The sequence below is a fragment of the Candidatus Marinimicrobia bacterium CG08_land_8_20_14_0_20_45_22 genome, assembly GCA_002774355.1.
Classification (GTDB): Bacteria; Fidelibacterota; UBA2242; order UBA2242; family UBA2242; genus 0-14-0-20-45-22.
Window position 1 is genome coordinate 23885 of the sequence record PEYN01000212.1, and the last position, 19851, is coordinate 43735.

A 19851-nucleotide genomic window follows, 5' to 3' on the forward strand; every position below is an offset into this window, starting at 1 on the left:
TTCTCTTAATAACGCAAAAATTCGGTATCGGCGTGCATTTTTATCCAAAAACTTGAAACATTAACTACAGGAGGCATTATGATCAGTGAACAACTCGTAAAAGAATTGATTCGATTCAAAAAGAGAGATTTTCCAGTTACCAGCGCTTACCTGAACCTTGGGATATTGACGGGAAACCGGAAGAGTCACATCGTCGAACTTAAAAAAATGATCAAGTATAAAAAGAGTACAACCTATTTTAAACAGCTATCCGAGAACGAAAAGGGTTCCGTCTTGGCTGATTTCGATCGTATTTTGAACTGGTTTAACGAAGAATTAGACACGACGAAGGCGCTTAGTTCGATATGCTTCGTATCGTCGGGTTCAGGACTTTGGAGAACGCTGAACTTGAAACGTCCACTGGTCAATGAATTGGTTATCCAGCCCAAACCGTATATTCGTCCGCTCTCGACATTTTTCAGTATTCACAGAAACTACGCCCTGGTTTTAGTTGACCGCACCAAGGCGAAAATATTCGAATCACATATGGGAGAATTTACCGAACAATATGCGACCGAAAATGCCGCTCCAGAGCCGATTCGCGGCGCCGGTTTTCAGGGAAATCTGGAACGGAAAGTAGAGAGAAACATTCAGCAAACGGTTCTCCAGCATTACAAGCAGATTGCCCAGCAGGTTTTTGATTTAAACCAAAAGACGGATTTCGACTGGATTATTCTGGGTGGGAAACGTGAGACGATCAATGAGTTTCGGAAATATTTACACGGTTACGTTACCTCGAAAGTTGTAGATGTCATAGAAGTTGAACCATCGGCTCCGCTGAATGAAGTTTTTATGATAGCGCAACAAACGGAAAATGAGGCGCGTGAAGTATATGAGAAAAAACTGTTGGCGGATTTCGTAGCAAAGGAGCAAAAAAATCAGGCTGTCGAAGGAATTCAGGCGGTCATTCCCAAAATCGTAGAAAATTGGGTTGATACGCTTATCATTCAGGAAAACTTCGTGCATAAAGGCGTTTTTTGCCGAAATGATAATTTTCTGGCTGTAGATGTCGTCGAAAAATGTCCGATAGATGGTAGCCCGTTAGAGCGAACTAACGACATTGTCGAGCAGTTACTGCACATAGCCTTATCTCAGGGTGTCAATGTGCAGTATGTTAAAAGCCCGATGGATTCTTGGGGAGAAATCGCGGCGACATTGAGATTTTCAATTTCTGGATAACCGTTTGTTCCACTGATGAAACAGGTCAAAACGACAGAAAAAGGAGGAAAACTTCAATTAATCATTTAAATCATTGGTATAACTGGCGGATTATCTGAATTTTTTCCTTGACATTATAGTCGGAGAAAATATATATTTTTCCTGAATGCAACGCCAAATTGTTATAAAACGATTTATTTGAACGGATGGACACCATTTACCCGAAGGTGCGGGATTATGAAAGCAAAATTTTTTTTCCTCTTTTTAGTGCTTTTGGCATTTCTGAATGGATGTGGTTTGTTCGGAACCAAAAAAGATGCCAAAGAAAAAGCGGCGGCGCAGGATAAAGTAGAATCCTCTTCCGCAGTATCGGACACATCGAGTCGCAACGGCGCGCTATTAGGCAGAGAGACGCAGAAACGGACTGCAATAGCGCCAACTCAGTTAACGCCAACAGACCAGAATTATGTCATCAATGAATTGACTTTTGAAGTCAAGAAACTTGCCGCAGAGGTCAAACATCTTCAGAATGGGCTTAAGGAAATCCAATCCAAAAGTCAGATGTGGATGAATCCACTTTCCATGTATGATAAGGAAATTGTGATGGACAACGGTTCGTCATTTTTCGGGAAAATCATCTATCAAGATGACAAAATCGTGAAAATCGAAACGGTTATCGGATATATCGTCCTGGAAAAACCGAATATTGTTCGCGTTATCACGAATGTTCCGGAAAAACCGACCGATCAATATTTGCCCGATGAAGTTGCCGTGGATATTAAATCAAGTTCGCCCATTTCTCAGACTGTTCCTCCGACTTATACTTCGCAAATGAGCGAGCCATCTAAATTGACAGACTCGCCTTCCAGAGTTGCTAATTGTGTATTGATTGGAAATGTGAAAGAAAGTAAGGATCGTACGGGGAACACGATTTTCACAGGTGAAGTGAAAAACATTGGTAGCCGGCGCGCCGATTTTGTTAAGATCAACTTCGTTTTCCGAAAGAACTGGAGCGGTGAAACCGAGACCAGAACGGCTTTTATCGAAGGCAGTTACTATACTTTTGAAGGCTCCGGAATCACGACAAACAATTCGCTTCTTCCGGGAGCATCTGGAACTTTTCAGCTCATCGTTCCGAAAGCGTTTGGCGCTTTCATCGGATATTCCTATTCCATCGAGTGGGAGCAGTACAAGTGAAAAATCGATCAATCCTCACTCTCTGTTTTGTTCTGTTGGCGTCGATGACATCGCTTCGCGCACAAAAATCGCAGACAAAACCAGACGTGAATAAAGAACTTGAGCAAAAACGATCGGAAGTCGAACAGAAATCCGTCGAAGTCCTTGACCTGAAATCGGCATTAACTATTCAGGAAGCCGAATTGAATGATCTGAAAACCGAGATGGAAGACATCAAATCCCATAATCAAAGTTTAGCTGATTCTATGAAAGCTAAACAGGATGAGATTGCGAATTTAAAAGCCATTCTGAAGGCTTACGAAGATGAGAAAAAGGTGTCTCAAGAGGTGGTTAAAACGATTCAGGATTTGGATACGCCCGTAGATTCTTCGGAAGCGACGCCGTTGCCGCTTGACGATACGGATTACAGGGAAGACTATAACACTGCGCTGAATCTGTATTTTGATCGTAATTATAAGGGCGCAATCGATGGCTTTTTAAATCTTCTATCAATCAGCACGACGCATTCGCTTGCCGATAATTGTCAGTACTGGATTGGTGAGTGTTACTATTCACTTGACGACTATTTTTCAGCAGTTGCCGCGTTTCAAAAAGTAGCCGGGCTCGGTGATAGTAATAAATCGGATGCCGCACTTTTTAAAATCGGTATGAGTTATCTGAAAATGGGGAAAAAGGACAAGGCGGTTGCTTCGTTTAAGCTGTTAGAGAAACAATTCCCATCCAGTGAACTCGTACCCAAAGCCAAACAGTATTTGACGACTCAGGAAAAATTTTGAGAATTTCGAAAATTATTTTACTAATGATAGCCATGCCAATAAATTTGCTTCCGATTGAACCCGATTCAACGGTAACCGCACGCAAAGCGACGCAGTTATATGATCTCGGAATCGCTATAGAGCCAGCGAGGGAGTCTCCCCCTATCTTCGGGAAAGGCGTTGCTAACCTCAGTTTGGTTCATTTACAGAACCAATTAGACTCCCTTTCGTTGGCTTTTTCACGATTTAGAGCAGATTCGGACAATTTGAAAGCGGAACAGGATTCGTTGAAAAAATTGGTTATCGCATTACAAAACCGGTTGTTTCAATCGCCTTATGCCCCATTTTCGTATCCGGCGAAAATATACTCCCACAAGGACGGTCAAAAATACTTCCGAAAGGGTTTGGACGCTTTCAACCATAAAAATTTTATGGTTGCTGTCGATTACCTGCAAAAAACGATGTCCTCAGACGTTTCTTCCGAGATGCTTGGCGATGTTTATTATTGGATTGGGAACTGTTATGTCGAACTGGGCGATGAGTATCTCGCGCTGGAATATTTTAAAAAAGTGGTAGAATATCCATTGTCCGAGTGGTTGGATGACGCGCTGTTTGCTTCGGCGGTGATCTATCAAAAGGCCGGCGAGACCAAACTTGCGGAGGCGTTTTTTAATAGGCTTTTGAAGCGGTTTCCCAATAGTCCACGAGCCAAATTATCCGAACTCGAACTGAAGCGATTAAAACAGAAAGAGTGAGACAAACGGAGTTGAGTCAAATGATAAGACGATCAAAATTAATAGGTCTGGTTATCCTTCTCGCTGTTGGGATTTCCAGCGCGCAGGTCACACGCGTCGGATTCTCTCATCCCGGCTACATGATTAAGATACCGACCAGCAGTATCTATCGCACTCCTTATATTTTCCGAACCGGTTTTACCACAGATGTTTACGGTTTCGCCGACTCTTTATTTACCAAGGGTGTTTTTTTTGAAGCAGACCTGACTAACTCGTTCAAGATCGGATTTACTTCCGTGCAAGGAATTGTTGGTGAAAAACCGGTCGAGTTCGGTTTTCATCTGCAACAGCGGCTTTTTACTTATGGCGATATCAGCTTTTCGGCGGGCATCCACGATCTGGTTCTCAAACAGGGCGAGAAAAAATTGAACATGGATACGCAGACGCTGTCAATCTTCGGGGTCATTGCTAATGAAAAACAATTTGGAAAGAACAGCCTTTTTACCTACATGGGATTTGGAACCGGCGGATTGGCAACATCTTTCGGCGATGATTCCAGTACGACAGCTGGTGTTTTTGCTGGAATTTTGATGCACACGAACATGATGGCGAAGCAAGGCGGCGTTGATCTGATCGGTGAATTTGACGGCGGTAGCGTGAACATCGGCATTCGAATTCCCATAGCGTTAGATTACCATCTGAATTTTAGCATCAACAATGTGACATATCTGTATAATTTCGGCGCGAAGAATTTCGACGCCGCAAACGTTCGGGAAGCGCCCAGTATCAGCGTCGGTCTCGATTTCCGGATTCCGCGCATCAAGCCGGAACAGGCACGGAAGAAAATGCTGGAGGGAATGGTCGATGAAGGTTCGAAAATGGTGCTAGATTTGGAAGAACAATTTGCGGCGCGTCTCGATTCAACGCTCAAGGCGGCAGATTTTGAGATCGCCAAGTTGCGCGACTCGCTGAATATCTATGAAACAGAGATTAAATATTTAACCAGCCAGGTTGCCAATCTTCGTCAGAAAACCAATATGTTGGAGGATTCTGTTCGGACTGTTAAACTTGCCAAACATGCGATGGAGCAAAATATCAATCTGGCATTGAAACATTTGTCAAAGTCTCTCCAATATTTTTATTCCAACGATTACAGAGAAGCGCTTGTCGAAGTGGAAAATGCGATAGAACTTAATCCGAATCTGGCGTTAGCCTATGCGCGGCGAGGATCGATTTATTACAAACTTGGAGATATCGATCGGGCGACGATTAACTGGAATCTTGCGCTTCGCATCGATCCGGAATACGACGATGTGCGGAATATTTTACGAGCGATGAATGAGAACAGACTACGAAGCGCCGGCGGACAAAATGTAAAGGAGTAAGGTTTAAACTATGGATATAGCTACAATACTGGGAGTAATTATCGGAACCGGACTTATCATTTGGGGAATTTTTCTACTGACGCCCAATTTCAGCATGTTCGCCGATTTGCCGAGTTTGCTCATCGTCGGCGGAGGTTCACTTGCGGCGACGTTGATCAGTTTCTCGCTTAATGACGTGCTTAGTTTAGTTAAATCCATTTTGATTGTTTTTAAAAAAGAGAAAATTAACCTGCCGGAAGAGGTAGAGACGATCGTCAATCTCGCTCCTATTGCCAGGAAAAGCATACATGATCTCGAAAAGTCAATGTCTGATATTAGAAATCCATTCCTTCGAGATGCGCTTCAGATGGTCATCGACGGGTATAATCCCGATGAAATTCGTGATATTCTCGAGACGCGAATTGAAAACAGGACATTGCGTGAAAAAGGCGAAGCGAATGTATTGAGAACAATGGGCAAATATTCGCCGGCATTTGGAATGGTTGGAACACTTATCGGTTTGGTCGTGATGCTATTTGGAATGGCCGAAATTTCCGCGTCTGGAGCTGATCCAATGAAGACTCTGGGCGCCGGAATGGGAGCCGCTATTATCACGACGTTTTACGGCACGATTCTCGCCAATCTGATTTTTAATCCGATGGCAGTGAAATTTGAAACCCGAGTTCAACGACATAACTTAATGCAGAGCATGTTGATTGAAGGAGCGCTTTTACTACAAGCCCGGAAACATCCTCTAATTGTTCGTGAAAAACTGAATTCCTATTTAAGACCGCGCGATTGGAAGCGACTTGAGGAAAAGAAATAACTGATGGCTGAAGAAGAGAAAAGAAAAAAAATCAAATCGTTAGATGGAAAAGACGAAGAAGAGCCTTGGTTAACAACCTATGCGGATATGATGACTCTGCTGATGACCTTTTTTGTACTTCTATTTTCGATGTCCAAACTCGATCCGGTTAAGTTGGAGCAGTTTGGTAGTTCTGTTGGCAATGTGCTCGGCGGTCCTAGCCCTAAGGCAAAGACCTACACTCTCACGGAGATTTTTAAAGAAGTTGTAAATGTCATTGAAGAGGAAAAACTGAAAGATGTTATTCAGGTAGAAACGAGTGCACGCGGCGTCTGCATCAAAATCCCCAGTGAAATTTCTTTTCAATCGGGTAGCGCTGACTTAAACCCGAGCATTTTTCCGATTCTCGATAAATTAGATATTATGATCCGCAAATCCATCTTTCCAATTGCGATCGAAGGACATACGGATAGCGATCCGATCCAATCGCAAATGTATCCATCCAATTGGGAACTTTCGGCGGCGAGATCGGCACAGGTTGTTCGCTATTTTTCAGGTCGCGGAATCCCGCCGAACCGGTTTCAGGCGGTCGGATATTCCGACACAAGACCGCGTTCTGCCGGGAAAACAGTCGAAGAGGCAAATTCAACAATTGAGAAAAAATCTCAAAATCGAAGAGTCGAGATTTTTTTTCTAACAGTAGGATAAATAAGGGGAAAAGGTTATGGCAAGAAATGATAACCTGATAATAAAAAAAATAGTTTTTGCGACGATAGGTCTATTACTGACTTTTCTGTTTGCGCAGGACAATCAGGTTTCCTACCTATCGCAAAAACTACTCGTCGAAAATAGCCTTCGGGATAGAATTACCGACGCGCTGGATAAACTTCTTGATGATGCGAAGTTCGTTGTCGATGTAAACGTGGATATCGAATTCACACCCATCGAAGAAACGCAGATGATTATGCAATCACGGGCGGGTGCTAAATCCAGCCAGTCTGTTGCCAAAGAGAAAGCGAAAACTGGTGCCAAGAGTTCGCAAACACCTGCGGATATGAGTGCAACGTCGAAAAAACCGGCTAAACAAACCTATTCTCTGCCTTTGCCCGGTTTTGAAATTCCGCAAGAGACGTTTACCGAAACACCCAGTAATCAACCGGCGCAGGAACTAATTTTTGGTACAGATGAAAACGTTGAAGAACCTTCTGAAAGTCAGGAATCGACAGAAACACTGGGATCCGAAATGGTACCGACCACCGTTGATAAACAATCCATTTCGATTCCCATCATCAAGCGGCAACAGATAAGTATCATTGTTGAAGATGGCGTGACTCCGGATGTGATCGAAAACATCAGGCAGGTTGTCAACATCGCGTCGCACTATGATCGTTCGCGCGGTGATGTTATTAGCGTGATGACGGCGAATTTCAAGAAGAAAAAAGAGACCGACGGCGCTGAAGCAATCATCCTGAAAAATATTGCTGAAAAAATCGACGATATCGACAGAAGACAAAAGGAAACTGAACATTTTGGTCGTATTGAACAACAGCGGCGTGCCGAAAAGCAGGTCGTCGTTCGCGATTCACTTCGCATGGAAGATTTAAAAAAAGAGATCGCAGACCTAAAAGCACAGCTACAAACACCGCAACTTACCGATGAACAGCGGCAAGAAACTGAGAAAGCGACGACAGCTCGCGAACAGGAACTTGCTAATCTGAAAGATCAACTTCGCGACAGTAACCGCCGTCTTCAGGAAGTCGAACTGGGTGCGCTCGAAACGACGCCACCTATCATGACTCGCCTCAAAAATATGGGCGTTTTAATTGCGGCGGGAATTGCGGCATTATTGATTTTGATCCTTCTTTTCATCATTTTGATATCACGTCGAAATCAGGCAAAGCGGCAGGAGATCGAATGGGGATATGGCACAAAAATTCCGATGGGTCCTCGTCCGGTTCCACCTGCGCCACAAATCATAGAAAAACCGGCTCCGGAAGTCGTCGCCGCACCCACACCGATTTATGCGCAACCGACAATTCCGATTCCCGAACCAAAAGTTGCTGAAGAACCTGTCGATATTGAGGCTCAAAAAGAGGAAATGAGAGGGATTAAACAGTCTGTCATTTCAATGAGTGTCGGTCAACCCGACACGGCTTCGCGCATTATCAATGACTGGTTGAGCGGCGACATTAAATCGGAACAGACGGAAGCCGAATAGAAGGAGGAATGAATTAATGACGGAATATAAAGACCTGACCGGGCTAGATAAAGCCGCGATACTTTTTAAGACGCTTGGTGCGAATCTGGCTCTTCAGATGTTTAAGGGGTTGAATAAAAGTCAACTCCAGAAAATTCGACAACACATGGCTTCCATTGCCAGCGTACCGTTTGACGTGAAAAAAGCGGTGCTTGAGGAATTTTATTTCAGTTTTGTCACGGAAAAATTCACGCCTGCTGGCGAAGAGACTAAAAAGCCGTTCGAGTATCTGAATGATTTGAGCGATAATCAAATTATCTCGTTGATTGCCGCTGAATCGCCCGTTATCATGGCATTAACGGTTGCTCAATTGAGCGTGGATAGACAGATTAAAATTTTGCAAGCCCTTCCGCCCCCTACGCAACCGAGAGTCATGGCGGAAATCGGACACATTGGCGATATACCATTAGAAGGCGTCGTCAGTATCGCAAACGAACTGAAGGAAAAAGCCTCGTTTTTGCCGCGCGCTTCGGAATATTCACGCGGCGGCGGGGAAAATGTTGCCGGAATTCTGAGTCAGATGGCGCCAAAGGATGAAAGACGTTTTCTCGAACATCTGGAGAAAGAAGCGCCGGAACTCGTTCAACAGGTTAAACATTTCTATTTTACCTTTGACGACATGACCAAACTGCCGCAGACGGTTGTCAGCGATGTCCTGAAATCCGTCGAGGCCTCGGAAGTTGCCTATGCCCTAAAGGGTCAACCGGATGAAATAAAAGAGTTCTTTATGAGTTCGCTTCCGCAAAGGACACAAATCATTCTTCAGGACGAGATGCAGTTACTGGATGGGCCTCAACCGCGTAGAAAAGTCGAAGCCGCACAGAAAAAAATCGTCGACAAAGCGCGCGAATTAGAGAAAGAAGGGCGATTTAGACTCGAAGATTTTATGGATGCCGATTTTATCGAATAAATCTCTCTTTCAAAAGGAATGTGAAAAGCCCCTTGACCCAGGGGCTTTTTCCATAAACAGAACTTTTATTTGTGTAATAAACTGCTGGATATTAACTTGAAACTAAGATGATTTCTTATCCAAGAAAAATAACACGTCAAGTCCTTGCTGGAAACGTACCAATTGGTGGCGGTGCTCCGATCACCGTCCAATCCATGACCATTTCCAAAACGCACGATCTCCAATCGATTCTTCCCGAAATCGAGCAACTTCAGGATGCAGGTTGCCAGATTTTAAGAATCACAGTCCCGGATGAACGTGCGGTTGCCACTCTTCCTGAAATTAAAAAACACATGACGATTCCGCTCGTTGCGGATATTCATTTCAATTACAAACTTGCCTTAGAGGCGATTGACGCGGGTGTCGATAAAGTTCGAATCAATCCCGGCAACATCGGCGGTAAAGAGCGCGTGGCCGAAGTCCTTAAAAAAGCCAAAGCCGCGCACATCCCGATCCGATTAGGCGTCAATTCCGGTTCGCTCGAAAAGGATTTACTGGAAAAGTACGGTTATCCGACGCCGGAAGCCATGCTCGAAAGCGCAAAACGGCATATCGATATTTGCTTAGAAAATGACTTTCAGGACATTGTTGTTGCACTCAAATCGTCGGATGTTCGGCTAATGATTCTGGCGAACCGCTTATTTTCCGAGAAATATGACTTCCCGCTTCATCTTGGTGTAACTGAAGCCGGACCGCAATGGCAGGGAACAATTAAATCCGCCATTGGTATTGGGACACTTCTTTCCGAAGGAATCGGTGATACGTTACGAGTTTCGCTGACCGCAAAACCGGAGGAAGAAGTTCGAGTCGGGTTTCAAATTTTAAAGTCGCTTTCCATCGTTCGGCGCGGCGTAAATATCATTTCGTGTCCGACGTGTGGACGAACTGAGGTAGATCTAATGAAAATCGTTAGGGAGGTCGAAGAGCGCACAAAAAACATCCGGGAAAATATCACCGTCGCCGTCATGGGTTGTATCGTCAACGGACCGGGAGAGGCTAGAACTGCCGATGTCGGAATCGCTTCGGGAAAAGGAGAGGCGCTCCTGTTCCGCAAGGGCGAGATTATCGAGAAAATCCCGGAATCTTCTGCTGTCGATCGTCTGATGGAGGAGATCGAACGATTCATACATGATACTACCGAGGAGAATTAACCATGAAAAAAATTCAGATCCTATTTTTTCTGTTATTGTTCTGCAGTTTCTTATTTGGACAAGACTCGCTGAAAATAACCGATATGGATTATACATCCTACGGTCAAAATCTCTATTGGCGCGCGCTCAATCTCTCCGAAAAGAAAGTATTCCTTCACGCTTACCTCTATCGGACTTATGAAATTCAGTGCCATCTCGAAGAATCTAAGAAAGAGAAAAAATACTCCGATCAGTTCAAAAAAAAGTTTACCGACCCGTTGTTCGATATGTTCAGTGGAATGGATGAAACCAAAAAGGAAGAGTTCATTTATTGGATTGATGTCTTTTATCAGAACGATTTCAACCGAGAAAAACCGTTTTTAGACGCGCTGATTTATGCCGCCGGTAAACACGAAACAAAAAAAAGAACGCTTCTGGACATCTTCAAGGAAGTGTACGAATAAATCCCGGCGCGGGCTAATCTGATCGTTACTGTTTCCCATGATAAAATCAAAAATATCGGTGCAATTTTGGATCGAGTATCTGGGTCTTCGATTACTTGAGCGGATTCTGGCACCGTTATCGATCCGTTCTCGTCAAACGTTCGCAGAATTTGTTGGTACGTTTGCCTATTATTTTATTCCATTCCGGAAGAAAATCGTCCTGAATAATCTGAAACGAGCATTTCCCGAATCAACCTGCGCTTGGCGCCATCGGATCGCCCGCCTTAACTACGTACACTTTACCAAAGTTTACTTTGATCTAATTCCGGTTTTTCATTTTCCGGATTCTTTGTTTTTCCGGTATGTCCGAAACGAAGATCAATCCGTTTTGGATTCGGCGCTGAAACAGGGAAAAGGAGCGCTCATTGTTTTGTATCATCTGGGAAACTGGGAGGTGTTTGGCGATTGGTTCGCGCGGAAAGGTTATCCGATCGGCGCTATCGCAAAAAAACTCAATAATCCGCTTACGCATGGACTAATTTTCCGGACGCGCTCAATGAATGGAGTTTACCTATTCTCCAAGACCAAACGTCAATCGCTGAAAATGTGGAAATTCGCCAAAGAAGGAAATATACTCTTTATGGTCTCGGATCAGGATGCCGGGAGGAACGGGATATTTGTTCGGTTTTTCGATCAATGGGCTTCAACCTTTCGCGGTCCGGCTCTTTTTGCCACGAAACTCAAGTGCCCAATAATTCTTGGAACCTGCCTAATGGACGCCAACGGTAAATATGTAATTCGGTTAAAAGAATTACAGGTGAAAGACATAAGTCAGGAGTCAGGCGATCCGATTCAAAGCTTAACGCAAGCTATCACAAATTATTTTCAAGAAGAAATTTGCCGACATCCCGAGCAATACTACTGGTTCCATCGCCGGTGGAAAACCAAACCGCCAAAAGAATTGTTAGTTAACGATGACTGAAATCATCTCAATTGATTCCGCTTCTGAATCGCAAATCGCGGCGATTCTGTCGGCATTGTCCGATGGGCAGATCATCGCTTATCCGACCGACACGATCTGCGGATTGGGCGTGGATGTTTTCAATTCATCCGCGGTCGGTAATCTTATTCGGTTGAAAGGCAGGTCTTCCCAAAAAGCAATAAGTATCTTATATTCGGATGTGGAACGATTACTAAAAGATTTTCCAAACCTAAACAACTACCAACGGAAGTCGGTTCGTTCGCTCATACCCGGACGGGTAACGCTTGTTTTGCCTGTGAAAAACCGGAATTTCCCCGAACAATTCATGGATGAAGGCTTTGTCGGCGTTCGCGTCATAGACATGGAGCCTTTGAACCGGATATTACGCCAGTTCCCGAATCCGATTACAACGACCAGCGCAAATCCGTCCGGTGAAAAGCCTGCGGAAAATGCCGAAGATGTCGTTCGGTATTTCGGCAACTCCGTGTCAATTGTGTTGAAGTCGTCGGATTCTTCGAGCCAGATTCCTTCGACGGTCGTCAGGATTTTATCAGACAGTTTTTCGATTCTTCGTGCGGGCGCGGTAAGCGCCGATGAAATAGCCCAAAGGTGTGAATAGAATGAAACTTTATTTTCGCATTCTGAAAATGGTTAAACCCTACTGGAAAACGCTCACAGTCGGTATTCTTGCGTCACTTATGTTTGTCCTGTTCAACAGCGCCTCGGTCTGGCTTACCGCTTCGTTTGTCAACGTACTTTTTCCAAAAACACAGACCGTCGAACAGCAGTCGGATTCCCGAAAAGAGGTTGTTGAACCAACAATTCCCGTTAAACTCAATGCCAATGACAAACTAAAAGCATTGACAAATAAATTGATCTTAAGGGACGAACCGGTTAAAACTCTTAGAATGTTATGTCTAACGATCTTCTTGACATTTATACTCAAAAATATCTTCTTTTACATTAAAAATGTCTGTATCAGCTGGGTGCAGTTGAAAGCGGTGCGCGACCTGCGAAACAGGCTTTACGAACATTTGCATAACCTTTCTCTCTCATTTTTTCAACGAAAACGGGGGGGAGAAATTTCGTCCATTGTACTAAATGACGTTTCGACAGTACGGAATTCCCTTTCAGTCAGCTTCGATAAACTTCTCGTCGAGCCGATCAACATTCTCACATTCATGACGCTTCTGTTTATCATTTCATGGAAGTTGAGCCTTTTTGCCGTCATCATTCTGCCACTTACATTTATCGCGATTTCCAAGATTGGGCAGAGCGTTCGGCGAAAGTCGATTCGCACCTCCAAGCAGATTGCCGGGATTATGGCGATTCTTGATGAAACACTTCACGGAATTCGCGTCATCAAGGCATTCTCCATGGAGAATTTCGAGAAGATGCGCTTCTTCCGCGAAACCGAGAAGTATTTTCAACTGCTGTTCAAACGCAGGAAACTGAAAATCGTCTCGACGCCGATCAATGAGTTCTTCAGCGTCATCATCGGCATTTCTCTACTCTGGTTCGGAGGTAGCCACGTGCTCGCCGGAAGCGGAATCGAAGCGGAAGATTTCGTTCGGTTCATCATCATGCTTTTTGCGCTGATGACGCCGATCAAAAGCCTGAACAACGTTAATACGGACATTCAGGAAGCAATCGCTTCGACTATTCGAATTTATTCGATTTTGGATGAGAAACCTGATGTCGTCGAAAAATCAAATGCACAAGTTCTCGATGGCTTTCATCGGGAAATCCGCTATGATCATGTTCGCTTCATATATCCGCAAACGTCCCACGAGGTGCTTTCCGATGTAAATATGACGATCAGAAAGGGCGAAATCGTCGCCATTGTCGGACATAGCGGCGCCGGGAAATCGACGCTGGCTGATCTTCTGCCGCGCTTTTACGATCCTGTCGGCGGTTCCGTACAAATAGACGGAATCGACATCCGCGACATCACTTTCAGTTCGCTCCGGTCACTGATGGGAATCGTCACACAGCAAACGATCCTGTTTAACGACACGATATTTAACAACATAGCTTACGGTCTCGGAGATACCGATCCGGAGAAAGTCATCGCCGCCGCTGACGCCGCAAACGCACTGGAATTCATCAATCTTTTCCCGGATAAGTTCGAAACCATGATTGGCGATAAAGGCCTGCGGCTTTCCGGAGGCGAGCGCCAACGTCTCGCAATCGCCCGCGCATTGCTTAAAAACCCGCCGATCCTTATCCTTGACGAGGCAACTTCGTCGCTCGATTCCGAATCAGAACAAAAAGTTCAGGCAGCTATCGAACAGCTTATGAAAGACCGGACGGTTTTGGTCATCGCGCATCGACTCTCGACGATCCAGAACGCCAACAAGATCATCGTTCTGGAAAAGAGAAAGATCTACGAGACCGGCACGCACGACGAACTGGTGAAAAAGGAAGACTCTCTTTACCGTTATTTCTACGAAACGCAGTTCGTGAATCACCAGACTAATCATCTGCACGACTGAAACAGTCAACATGACCAGAACAAAATCCAAACTTCCTTTCGACTGGAAAATTCTGCCGTCCGTTCAATCCGTTGCCGACTTAATTGCCACCGAACTCACTGAATTCAAGCCGGAGATTCTGATAAGGCTGATTCGGTTCGAAATCGAATGGCTCCGAGCCGACATCGTTAGGAAACAAATCTCCTTGAAAGACAGGCAAAGTGCCATTGAGGAGGTTCTCTGCCGGTTGAGATCGAAAAGCGAAAAACTTTTATCGCTTCCACTGAAAAAAGTGATCAATGCGACCGGAATTGTCCTGCATACCGGTCTGGGACGCGCGCCATTCGGCAATGAAATCCTTTTGGAAACCGCTGAGATTCTTTCGGGTTTCTCCAATCTCGAATTTGACCTAAATGCAGACAAGCGCGGCGAACGACTCGATCTGGCGGATGATTATCTGAAGTTACTCACCGGCGCGGAATCATCCGCTGTTGTGAATAACAATGCCGCGGCTGTCTTTCTGGCGCTGAATTCGCTGGCAAACCGCAAGGAAGTCATCGTCTCGCGCGGTGAATTAATCGAAATTGGCGGTTCTTTCCGCCTTCCCGAAATCATGAAAAAGAGCGGCGTGAAAATGGTCGAAGTCGGGACGACTAACAGAACATACATGAGCGATTATGAAAGCGCGATTGGTACAAGAACCGGCGCAATTATCCTCGCGCATCCGTCCAATTACAAAATTCAGGGATTTACGACTCGACCCGAACCGGGAAAAGTCGTCAAATTGGCGCATGAACACGGCATTCCGGTGATTTTCGACATCGGCAGTGGTGCGTTATTTGACATCAGGAAAGTCGGACTTCCGGCGGAACTCGTCGTACCAGAATTTATCGAAGCGGGTGTCGATTTAGTGACGTTCAGCGGCGATAAACTTCTTGGCGGACCGCAGTGCGGAATCATCGTCGGGAAGAAAAAATCGATTCTCCTCCTTCGAAAAAATCCGCTGATGCGCATCGTCCGGTGTGATAAAACAACTTTCGTGCTTCTCTGTGCGACGCTGAAACGCTATTTACTTTCGGAGCCGGAGAAACGCATTCAAACCTACCGACTACTCGCGCGCGACAGCCATATTTTACTCGGCGAGGCGGAAAAGATCGTTCATAATTTGCCGAAGATACTTGTGAATGACCTCGGAATCTCGGTTCTCGAAACCGTCGTCGAAGCGGGAAGTGGTTCATTGCCGACCGAGACGATTCCCAGCGCGGCGATCGTCTTTTCACCGAAAAAAATCTCTGTCGTCCGACTGGCTGGCCTGTTCCGGAAGAATCGCCCGCCGGTCATCGGATACACGAAGTCCGAAGAATTCTATCTCGACCTGAAAGCCGTGTCGTCTGCAGATCTTCCGGCAATTTTAGATGCGATCCGAACCATCGGCATGTCGCTTTAAATTTTCCTTTTATGTTAACGGAAAACCAGAAAATGCCCGATGAATTTGTCACGGGGCAAAGACCGGTCATTTTCGGAACCGCCGGACATATCGATCATGGCAAATCATCGCTTTTAAAAGCGTTGACCGGTGTCGATCCCGACCGGCTCGAAGAAGAACAACGCCGTGGCATGACCATCGACATCGGCTTTGCGTTTCTGAATGAAAATATCGCATTCATCGACGTTCCCGGCCATGAAAAGTTCATCAAGAACATGGTCACCGGCGCGAATACCGTCGATCTGGCGCTTCTCGTCATTGCCGCAGATGACGGCATCATGCCACAGACCCGCGAACATGTAGAAATCCTCAAACTAATTGGCATCCGCTCCGGACTGATTGTTGTCAACAAGATCGATCTCGTCAATTCTGATTGGCTGGAAATGATCCTTGAAGATGTCCGGCAATTCGTCCGGGGAACGTTCCTCGAAAACGAACCGATTCTTTGCGTTTCCACTGTCACAGGTGCCGGAATTCCTGAACTAAAGGAAGCGATCTTACAAAAAGCGGGACAGTTCGAACGGAAAAGCACGAGCGACCTGTTTCGTCTGCCTATTGATCGCGCTTTTATCGTCAAAGGTTATGGAACGGTCGTCACTGGTTCGGTCATCTCGGGAGAATTACACGTCGGAGACGAAGTGGAAATCGCGCCGCTGAAGATTTGGACGAAAGTCCGCGGCATCCAGTCGCATGGAAAGCAAACAGATAGGATTAGCGTAGGTCAGCGCGCTGCAATCAACCTGCAGAATGTCGATAAGGACGATCTGAAGCGCGGCTACTTCCTCGCGACGCCCGGATATTTCCAACCGAAGCGGCTGACGACATGCCAAATCGGACTTCTGCCGTCCGCATCGCCGCTGAAATACAATTCCGTCGTCCGCGTTCACCTTGGAACCGGCGAATTCATCGCCAAAATCCGGCCAATCGGCAAAGACGAACTCCTGCCGGACGAGTCGTGCATTGCGCAAATCCTCTTCGACGAAGAAATTTCGGTCGGATTCCACGACCGGCTGATTCTGCGTAGTTATTCGCCGGTGGCGACGATCGGCGGCGCGACGGTTCTCGAAGTTTTCCCCGAACCTCTGCGAAAAAAAGAGTCCGTAAAAGCGGATCGGATCGGGAAACTCATCGCCGACGACCTGCTTTTCTGTGCCGAAAACCTCTTTTCGTTCCATCCCGGCATACTTTTCTCATCTTTCGACGTCGCGCAGAGACTTTCGGTTTCCGAAAGTTCGGCTTTGAACCTACTGCGGTTACTTTCCGACAGACAAAAGATCGTTTCGATCAAAACCGGTTACATTTCGCTTTCAGAAATCCCGGCAATGAAAAAACGCCTGATCGAAATTTTGTCGCAATTTCATCAGAAGAATCCGATCCTCTCCGGTCAATCGAAAGCGAGCCTTCTTGAGGAGGTAAAAATCTCCGATGAGATGGCTGATTGGCTGACAAATGAACTTAAAGATGAAAATAAAATTGCGGTTTCCGGCGATAAATGGCGGCTGAGAGGTTTCTCGCCGGTTCTTTCCGGAAAACAATCGGAATTGATCCAACAGATCGAGTCGGCGCTGATCGCCGGCGGATTTATGCCGCCCGATCTGACCGAAATCCGGAAAAAATTGAACCTGCCGGAAGATGAAGCCGAGCCGCTGTTCGCCTATCTGACCGACGCCGGAAAGATCGTCATCCCCGAAAAGAATCTGGCGTTCCATTCAGAAACGATCGGAAAGGGGCGCAATCTGATCGCCGGTTATCTCGATGAAAAAGGCGAGGCAACCGTCGCCGAACTGAAAGAACTGCTCGGTACTTCCCGCAAATGGGTAATTCCTTTGCTGAATTATTTTGACCGGACCGGACTCACGCGGCGGGAGGGAGATGTGAGGAAGTTGAAAGAGTGAGAGTTCAGATACGAGGATGTGATTTAAAAAATCAATGTACTTTGTCTTGACAAAAGTGAAGCTATTGCTTAATATGTTGGTGAAATGATTGTTATGATCGAATGTGAGGAAGTATAATGAATAAAAAAGAACGCCTGATCGAGAAAGAAAACTTTTCAATCGCATTAACAGAATTCGTCAAAGGACTTGGAAATTATGTTTCCGGAGAAGATGGCCAATGGACAGTTAAGGGATTTATCGACATATTCAAGAATATTTACACGATCAGTTCGGATACTAAAATTGTATCAAAAATTCTGGAAATTCACTTGTTTCCTCGTATCCTTCAATTTGCTCAGGATAATGGCTATTCAATCGTTTTAGCGGAACATCAAAACTGGTATCCCGACCTTAGTTTCGTCCAACATAGCAACCAAACCGTAAAATTTGCCGTTGATTTAAAGGCAACTTATCGTGATCCCGAATTTCCGGGACACGTCAATGGTTTTACTTTAGGAAGTCACGGCGCTTATTTCAGAGAAAGAAGTTCGACCAAGAACATCCAATTTCCCTACTCTGACTATCTGGGGCATTTCTGTCTGGGAGCGATATACACTAGAACATCAATAAGTGATTTGGACGAAACTGAAATATTCCGCGTTAAAGAGATTGAAGAAACCGATTATCAAGTCACATCAAATCGATACCGTGTAACTCCAGTTGAAAATCTTCGATCGATTACATCGGTTGTCAGAGATTTTCAATTCTTTGTTTGTGAAAAATGGCAATTGGCGAGCGACAAACAAGGCTCAGGTAATACCGCTAATATCGGTTCAATAACTTTCATCGATGATATAATCAAAGGCAATGGCATTTTCGCCAAACTTGGCGAAGAATGGTTCGATGAATATTGGATGAATTATGGTTTGCTCAAGATGAAAATGAAAGGAAAGGTCAAACCAATCCGATCTATCGAAGATTTCCTTGATTTCAAGCATAGCGATAAGACAAAGATCGTTCCGGTTAAAACCAAAAAGAAAAATAACAACGAGCAACAATGCGAATAATCGTTCCACCAATTAAAAGTCAGGGTATAAAAACCAAACTGGTTCCCTGGATTCAACTTTTAGTGCCAGAAGTCAAAGGCCGGTGGATCGAGCCATTTTTCGGAACCGGCGTTGTGGCTTTTAATTCCGGTTTTCAAAAAGCATTGCTGAACGACATCAATCCGCACATCATCCGGTTTTATCAGGCAATCAAGGATCGGAAAATCACACCGGAGTCGGTGCGTGAATATCTTGAGCGGGAAAGCAAGTTATTAGCTGAGGCCGATGATAAGGGCTACGCTCATTTTCGATTCATAAAAGACCGTTTTAACGAACAGCATGCTCCGCTGGATTTCCTGTTCCTCTCGCGGGCGGGTTTTAATGGGATGATGCGTTTTAATAAAAAGGGGAAATGGAACATTCCCTTTTGCCAGAAACCGGAACGTTTTTCGAAATCATATATCACTAAGATCGTTAACCAGGTGAACAAGGTGGCCTGCCTGATTCAGCTGGAGTGGATTTTTACGGCGGAACCGTTTGAGCAGACGATCCTGAAAGCCGGACCGGACGACATCATTTATTGCGATCCGCCTTACATCGGCAGATACGTGGATTATTTCAGCGGCTGGAACGAAGAAAATGAATTAAGACTTTTCGGGCTGTTATCTGAAACGCCTGCGCGGTTCATTCTCTCAACTTGGCATCACAACGATTATCGTTCTAATCCATTTATCAATTCGCTGTGGAATCGGTTCAACATCATAACGCGTGATCACTTCTATCATGGTGGCGGCAAGATCGAAAACAGGAAATCGATCGTTGAGGCATTAGTTTTCAACTACGAGGCCAACGTCGAAAAACATAATGCCTATGTCCAGCCAAAAGCCGAACAAATGATATTATTCGAACAAAGAGTGGAGTATATAGAGAAAAAATTGAAACGAGAGTTTTAAATAAAGTTAGGAAGGTAATAAAATGAATTGGTGGTACGTAATTATCCAAACGATCATAAATGAATTACTTTTCGCATTAACAATAGAGTTGTTTAGAAGCAAGTTTCAAAGACGGGTTGTGTAAATCAAAGTGTGTAAACTCATAAACAAGTTAGACATAATTCTTTAAAATTTCCTCAAAGTAAATTAACAATTGCGCATAAAT

18 protein-coding genes are annotated in these 19851 nt (G+C 45.0%); all 18 read left to right on the forward strand.

Features of this window, described 5'->3' with window-relative positions; genetic code table 11:
* The first annotated feature begins 78 nt into the window (after window positions 1-78).
* The 18 genes from COT43_11990 (at window position 79) to COT43_12075 (ending at window position 19646) form a co-directional block, all read left to right on the forward strand.
* The gene (locus COT43_11990; protein PIS27158.1) at window positions 79-1218 is read left to right on the forward strand and encodes a hypothetical protein; all 1140 of its coding nucleotides are present in this window, start codon (window positions 79-81) and stop codon (window positions 1216-1218) included.
* 216 nt (window positions 1219-1434) lie between these two features.
* Window positions 1435-2394, forward strand: coding sequence for a hypothetical protein (locus COT43_11995; protein PIS27159.1), 960 nt, complete (start codon window positions 1435-1437; stop codon window positions 2392-2394).
* The gene (locus COT43_12000; GenBank protein PIS27160.1) at window positions 2391-3170 is read left to right on the forward strand and encodes a hypothetical protein; all 780 of its coding nucleotides are present in this window, start codon (window positions 2391-2393) and stop codon (window positions 3168-3170) included. The genes COT43_11995 and COT43_12000 overlap by 4 nt, the downstream gene beginning before the upstream one ends.
* On the forward strand, window positions 3167-3904 hold the full coding sequence (locus COT43_12005) for a hypothetical protein (GenBank protein PIS27161.1): 738 nt from the start codon (window positions 3167-3169) through the stop codon (window positions 3902-3904). The genes COT43_12000 and COT43_12005 overlap by 4 nt, the downstream gene beginning before the upstream one ends.
* Window positions 3905-3924: 20 nt before the next feature.
* Entirely contained in the window at window positions 3925-5268 is a 1344-nt protein-coding gene (locus COT43_12010; GenBank protein PIS27162.1) for a hypothetical protein, read from the forward strand.
* Between the two features lie 10 nt (window positions 5269-5278).
* Entirely contained in the window at window positions 5279-6073 is a 795-nt protein-coding gene (locus COT43_12015) for a motility protein A (GenBank protein ID PIS27163.1), read from the forward strand.
* A gap of 3 nt (window positions 6074-6076) precedes the next feature.
* Entirely contained in the window at window positions 6077-6760 is a 684-nt protein-coding gene (locus COT43_12020; protein PIS27164.1) for a hypothetical protein, read from the forward strand.
* A 16-nt stretch (window positions 6761-6776) separates the two neighbouring features.
* Window positions 6777-8270, forward strand: a complete 1494-nt coding sequence (locus COT43_12025) for a hypothetical protein (protein ID PIS27165.1) — start codon at window positions 6777-6779, stop codon at window positions 8268-8270.
* A gap of 16 nt (window positions 8271-8286) precedes the next feature.
* A complete protein-coding gene (locus COT43_12030; protein PIS27166.1) occupies window positions 8287-9219 on the forward strand; it encodes a hypothetical protein in 933 nt (310 codons plus the stop codon).
* Between the two features lie 107 nt (window positions 9220-9326).
* Window positions 9327-10409, forward strand: a complete 1083-nt coding sequence (locus COT43_12035) for a 4-hydroxy-3-methylbut-2-en-1-yl diphosphate synthase (GenBank protein ID PIS27167.1) — start codon at window positions 9327-9329, stop codon at window positions 10407-10409.
* Window positions 10410-10411: 2 nt separating this feature from the next.
* The gene (locus tag COT43_12040) at window positions 10412-10852 is read left to right on the forward strand and encodes a hypothetical protein (GenBank protein PIS27168.1); all 441 of its coding nucleotides are present in this window, start codon (window positions 10412-10414) and stop codon (window positions 10850-10852) included.
* Between the two features lie 37 nt (window positions 10853-10889).
* Window positions 10890-11813 (forward strand): hypothetical protein, encoded by a 924-nt coding sequence (locus tag COT43_12045; GenBank protein ID PIS27169.1) that lies wholly within the window; start codon window positions 10890-10892, stop codon window positions 11811-11813.
* Window positions 11806-12432: a threonylcarbamoyl-AMP synthase gene (locus COT43_12050; GenBank protein ID PIS27170.1), complete on the forward strand. Its 627-nt coding sequence runs from the start codon at window positions 11806-11808 to the stop codon at window positions 12430-12432. The genes COT43_12045 and COT43_12050 overlap by 8 nt, the downstream gene beginning before the upstream one ends.
* Window position 12433: 1 nt before the next feature.
* Complete coding sequence (locus COT43_12055; GenBank protein PIS27171.1) at window positions 12434-14308, forward strand: ABC transporter ATP-binding protein; 1875 nt, start codon at window positions 12434-12436, stop codon at window positions 14306-14308.
* A gap of 10 nt (window positions 14309-14318) precedes the next feature.
* Window positions 14319-15734 (forward strand): L-seryl-tRNA(Sec) selenium transferase, encoded by a 1416-nt coding sequence (gene selA, locus COT43_12060; protein PIS27172.1) that lies wholly within the window; start codon window positions 14319-14321, stop codon window positions 15732-15734.
* A gap of 11 nt (window positions 15735-15745) precedes the next feature.
* Window positions 15746-17668, forward strand: coding sequence for a selenocysteine-specific translation elongation factor (selB, locus tag COT43_12065; GenBank protein ID PIS27173.1), 1923 nt, complete (start codon window positions 15746-15748; stop codon window positions 17666-17668).
* Window positions 17669-17784: 116 nt separating this feature from the next.
* Window positions 17785-18714 (forward strand): restriction endonuclease, encoded by a 930-nt coding sequence (locus COT43_12070; GenBank protein ID PIS27174.1) that lies wholly within the window; start codon window positions 17785-17787, stop codon window positions 18712-18714.
* Entirely contained in the window at window positions 18705-19646 is a 942-nt protein-coding gene (locus COT43_12075) for a DNA adenine methylase (protein PIS27175.1), read from the forward strand. The genes COT43_12070 and COT43_12075 overlap by 10 nt, the downstream gene beginning before the upstream one ends.
* The last annotated feature ends 205 nt before the right edge of the window (window positions 19647-19851 follow it).